Source organism: Limnohabitans sp. (assembly GCF_044373035.1).
Classification (GTDB): domain Bacteria; phylum Pseudomonadota; class Gammaproteobacteria; order Burkholderiales; family Burkholderiaceae_C; genus Limnohabitans_A.
In genome coordinates, this window is sequence record NZ_JBILQU010000150.1 from 1 (window position 1) to 4,853 (window position 4,853).

The window sequence follows — 4,853 nt, forward strand, 5'->3', positions numbered from 1 at the left end:
GTGAAGAATTCGGTGACAAATTGAACGGGCTGGCCTTCGGCTGAAATCATGGCCTGTCGGTAACTTCGGTCCATCAACGGTCCAAGGATCATGCCCAAGATGACCGGACCGACTTGGTAGCCGTACATCTTGAGGAAATAGCCAAAGATGCCGCAACCCAACATCCAGAAGACATCCACCGGGTTGTTGTTGATGGCGTAGGCACCCACGGCCGACAACACCAAAATCATGGGCAGCAAAATGGGTTTGGGTGTTTCCACCAGCTTGGCAAACAACTTGATCCCGGTCAGGCCAAAAATCAGCAAGAAGCAATTGGCCAACACCAAGGTGCCCACGATGTACCAGAACAAATGGGGCGTTTCGATCATCAACATCGGGCCGGGTTTGAGTCCGTGGATGTAAAGCGCGCCAATGATCACCGCCGTCACGGCGTCGCCCGGAATGCCGAGTGTCATCATCGGAATGTAAGCACCACCCACCGCAGCATTGTTGGCCGACTCGGGTGCCACCAGCCCCTCGTAAGCGCCTTCGCCAAAAGGATGAGAGGGGTTCTTGACGGTGCGCTTGGCATGGTCATAGGCCAGCAAGGCGGCAATGTCGCCCCCCGCGCCAGGCAAGGCACCTACCACCACGCCAATGCCAGAAGAACGCAGTGACAGCGGCAGGTATTTGCGAATCAGGCCCCAGGAGGGAACGATCTTGCTGACGTTTTGCTTGACCGCTTTGAGCTTGAGCTCATGCAACTGAACCAGCACCTCGGCCACGCCAAAAAAACCGATCATGGCGGCCACGTAAGAAATGCCTGCCGTCAATTGAACGTTGCCAAATGTCAAGCGCGGTTCGGCCGTCATCGGGTCCAGGCCCACCATCCCGATCAGCACCCCCAAAGCCCCGGCAAAAATGCCCTTGGCCAAGGAACCGCCCGACAAAGCGCCCACCAGCAAAATGCCCCAAATGGCCAGCAACAAATAATCGCGCGGGGCAAACATCAATGCAAATTCTGACAACGCAGGTGCGGCGATCGCCAACGCGGCAATGCCTACAAAACCACCGATGACCGACATCACGGTGGTCATGCCAATGGCAGCACCGGCCTCACCCCGCTTGGCCATGGGATAACCATCCAAACCCGTCGCAATGGCCGCTGGTGCGCCGGGGATGTTGAGCAAAATGGCGCTGCGCGACCCCCCATAAACGCCCCCCAGAAAAATACCGGAAATCACAGCCAAGGCATCGTTGATCGGCCATTTGAAAGTGAATGAGATCAGGATGGACACCGCCATGGTGACCGAGAGACCCGGAATGGCCCCGATGTAGATGCCGGCAAAGGTGCCCGCTGCAATCAAGAAAATCAGATAAGGACTGGTCCAGGAAATCAAGAAAAATTCAAGCGACTGCATCATGTCCACACCCCCACCCACCAAGTGCCTTTGGGCAAAATGACCGAGAAAATCGTTTGAAAAATCAGGTAGACCACCCCTAAAGAAATGGCGCTGAGCATCAGATTGAACAACCAGCGCACACTGCCCAACAAACGCATGGACACAACCAAAAACAAATAAGCCGACACCACAAAACCCAACTTGTTCAAGAGCAGCATGAAGCCCACCACAGCCAAAGTGAACAGCACAAACACGGGCGGTGTGATTCGGCGAACGAAGCTTTGGCGCAAGTTCTCCCCCGCGACCAGCCGCTCAGCCGGGGCCTTGGCGACACCCAAGATGGCCAAGAAAGCCGTGACCGCCATCACCAAGGCTGACAGCATGGGAAACATGCCCGCCGAAGTGATGGACTCAAAACCGGAGATGCCATAGGCCTGGTAAAGCAAAAACAAACTGCCCAGCAGCAGCAAAACGGTGAAGGTCAACTCACCGGGCAGACGCGTTTTTTTATCAGCCATGGTCATCTCCGCAGTCTCGTGGCATCAGGGCTTGGCAATGCCCAGATCGGCTGGCGACTTCTTGGCCACTCCGGCTTCCTGCAAGGTCCAGGCCGTCACCGATTGCCACTTTTTCAGGAAAGCGTCAGCTTCGTTGCCCGAGATGTTCATCATCGCGTTGCCACGGTCGGTCATCAACTTGACGAACTGTGGGTTGGTGGCTGCAGTTTTGAACGAGGCCGTCAGTTTGGTTTTGACCGCATCGGGCACATCGCGCTTGACGAACACGCCATAAAACGGACCCCAAGGCAAATACTTGGCAATGCCGGGCAGGTCACCGGTCAGCGCTGGAATGCCTTCAAAAGGTTTATCGCTCAACACCGCCAAGGCCTTCACACGACCGGCTTTGATGTGCTCTGAAGCAGCGCCCAAGCCCACCGGCATGAAGTCCACATGACCGCCTTGCAAAGCCGTGAGGCCTGGGCCTTCGCCATCAAAGGGGACCGCTGTGACCGGCATCTTGGTGAGGGTGCCGATCATGGAACCCACGCTGTGCGGCAATCCGCCAGGGCCAGTGGAGCCCATCTTGACTTTGCCGGGGTTGGCTTGGGCATCGGCCAGCACGTCCTTGAAGGACTTCCAAGGCTTGTCCTTGTTGGCCACGATGACCACAATGCCGCGGCCCAAAATGTTCACAGGGTAAAACTTGGAGTAATCCAGTTCACCCAAGCCCAGCACGCCGTGCAACTGGGGGTTTTCTGCGCCCATCAGCAGGGTGTAGCCGTCAGAGGCTTGCTGGTTCACAAAGTTCGTCGATATGGCACCCGCACCCCCCGACTTGTTTTGCATCACGATTTTTTTGCCGAGGGCTTCTTCAGCAAAGGGTGCCACGGCACGGGCCACCACATCGGTGGCACCACCGGCGCCCCACATGATGACGCCGGACAACTCCCGGTCAGGAAAGGCTTGGGCGCAGGCCAGACCACTGGCCATGACCAGGGATGCCAGCGTCAAACTGCGGCGAACGAAATTCATGAATATCTCCTGTAAGAAAAGAACGTCAACGCCCAACATGGAAATGCGGCGTTGCGAGATCTTAGGGCCAGTCCAATGCCATACAAGGCGCATCAGGGAAAGCACTCATAAGGTTTGACCTCAATTCCCCCGCACCCACGCAGGCAGCGGCGCGGCTTTGTGCAGCACGTCCTGGTGCAACCAAGTCGCGCTCTTGCGGGCTCGCTCGGCCACGGTCTCCAGCGGCAGTTGCTGGTAGTCGTCGTTGAAGACCTCAAAGCTGTAGTCACCCCGGTAACCAATGCGGTCCAGGCGCAGCACCAAATCGGCCAGCTGCTCGCTGTGCACGCCCTCGCCAGGGAACACGCGAAAGGTGCGAGCGGTGGTCATGCGCTCTTCAAAGGTGGGGGTTTCTTGCCACATGAAGTCGGACAGCTGAACCAGAAAAATTTTGGACGGGTCCAGCGCTTCGATGGCCTCCAATGAGGTCTTGGCCGCAAAGATGTGGAAGGAGTCGATGCCCATGCCGAGGTTGGGGCAGTCGGCGCGGCAAACCACGTCCCAGCTGGTGGTGAATTCGTTGACGGTGCGGCCCCAGGACAGCGCTTCGTAAGCGATCTGGATGCCCAGCGGCACCGCCAGCATGGCGAGTTTTTTCAAATCAGCGGCGATGGCGTCGAGGTCTTGCGTGGCGTGGCGCGAGGTGGACGAACATGCCAACAAGACCTTGCTGCCAGTAGCCGCGCACATCTGCAGCATGGCTTTCGCGATGTCGAGCTTATAGCTGTGCAAATGGCCCGATAGGCCTTCAAAATCGCGCAGCACCTGAAAGCCGGTGGGCCGCATGCCGCTGGCCTGCACCGCAGCGACAGCAGCCTGCACACCCCCCGGGTGCGTGACCAGATCGCGCGCCATCAGCATCACCTGAGAAAAACCAGCACCTTTCATGGCGGCCAGCTTGGCCTCCAGGGTGCCCGCCATGGTGATGGTGTCCATGCCGTAGCCGTCAAGCATGTTCATGGCAGGTCTCCGGCAGGGCCGCCCCAAGGGAGGCCAACGCCCCCTTGGGGGGCAGTGAATACACGAAGTGATGAACGTGGGGGCTTCATTTTTTTCACTGGTGAACCAGTTCAAAAGCGACCGAGCCCAGCGTGGCGCGGGTGAGCGCGCCCCGGTCTTCAGGGTGCAGCTGGGTCGATTCCACAAACTCCACACCATGCGCCTTGAGCGCAGCCACCGCCTGCCCCACATCGGGCACGCCAAAGCCCATGCGCTGCAAGCACTCGGGGCTGTCGTCGGCGTCCATCCAGGGCTCGGGCTCCACCAGTTGCCAAAGGAAACTGCCGCAAGGGCTTTTCATCAGCTTGCCCTTGGGCAAGATGCCAAAGCGCTCTTCATCGGGGATGCTGCTGAAGTCGAACATGTGTTCGTAATAAGTCTGCCAGTCGGCGCTGCGGGCCGCACCGATGTACTGCACCACGCCAAAGTAGCTCATGCCTGCCAGCGCAGGTGGGTTCGGGTCCACCGTGGGAATGGGCTTGAAATCGATCTCGTAAATAGAGAATTCTTGCCAGCGGTCCACAAAGTAAAAGCGGCTGCCGCCGGGTCCGTGGATGGCGGGAATGTGCAGCTCCATCGCTTGGGCGTGGCTGTCCACGTTCCATGCGCCCAGATCCAGGCAGCGGGTGTGCGCCTTCAGGGCGTCTTGCACCCGAAAGGCCACGGCCGAGATCGCGGGTTGGCCTTCTACCGTGCCGCTCACGCGGGCATCGTCTAGGCTGGCGTTGACCACCAGGTTCATGCTGCCCTGGCGGTACAGCGTCACCTCGCGCGATCGGTGACGCGCCACGGGCCGAAAACCCATGTTCTCCAGCACTTGGCCCAGCGCCTGCGGACGGCTGGTGGCGTATTCGATGAATTCAATGCCCGCGATGCCCAATCGGTTGGGCATGTCGGGCAC

At 58.8% G+C, this 4,853-nt stretch carries 5 protein-coding genes; all 5 read right to left on the reverse strand.

Annotation, left to right across the window (positions count from 1 at the left end; all coding sequences use genetic code 11):
* The coding region (locus ACIQ47_RS14655; RefSeq protein ID WP_396438808.1) for a tripartite tricarboxylate transporter permease at nucleotides 1-1,403 on the reverse strand (1,403 nt) is incomplete at its 3' end.
* A complete protein-coding gene (locus ACIQ47_RS14660; protein ID WP_396438809.1) occupies nucleotides 1,400-1,900 on the reverse strand; it encodes a tripartite tricarboxylate transporter TctB family protein in 501 nt (166 codons plus the stop codon). The genes ACIQ47_RS14660 and ACIQ47_RS14655, both read right to left, overlap by 4 nt.
* A gap of 24 nt (nucleotides 1,901-1,924) precedes the next feature.
* Nucleotides 1,925-2,914, reverse strand: a complete 990-nt coding sequence (locus tag ACIQ47_RS14665) for a Bug family tripartite tricarboxylate transporter substrate binding protein (protein ID WP_396438810.1) — start codon at nucleotides 2,912-2,914, stop codon at nucleotides 1,925-1,927.
* A gap of 120 nt (nucleotides 2,915-3,034) precedes the next feature.
* On the reverse strand, nucleotides 3,035-3,913 hold the full coding sequence (locus ACIQ47_RS14670; protein WP_396438811.1) for a sugar phosphate isomerase/epimerase family protein: 879 nt from the start codon (nucleotides 3,911-3,913) through the stop codon (nucleotides 3,035-3,037).
* 94 nt (nucleotides 3,914-4,007) lie between these two features.
* On the reverse strand, nucleotides 4,008-4,853 hold an 846-nt coding region (locus ACIQ47_RS14675; protein WP_396438812.1), incomplete at its 5' end, for a 4-hydroxyphenylpyruvate dioxygenase.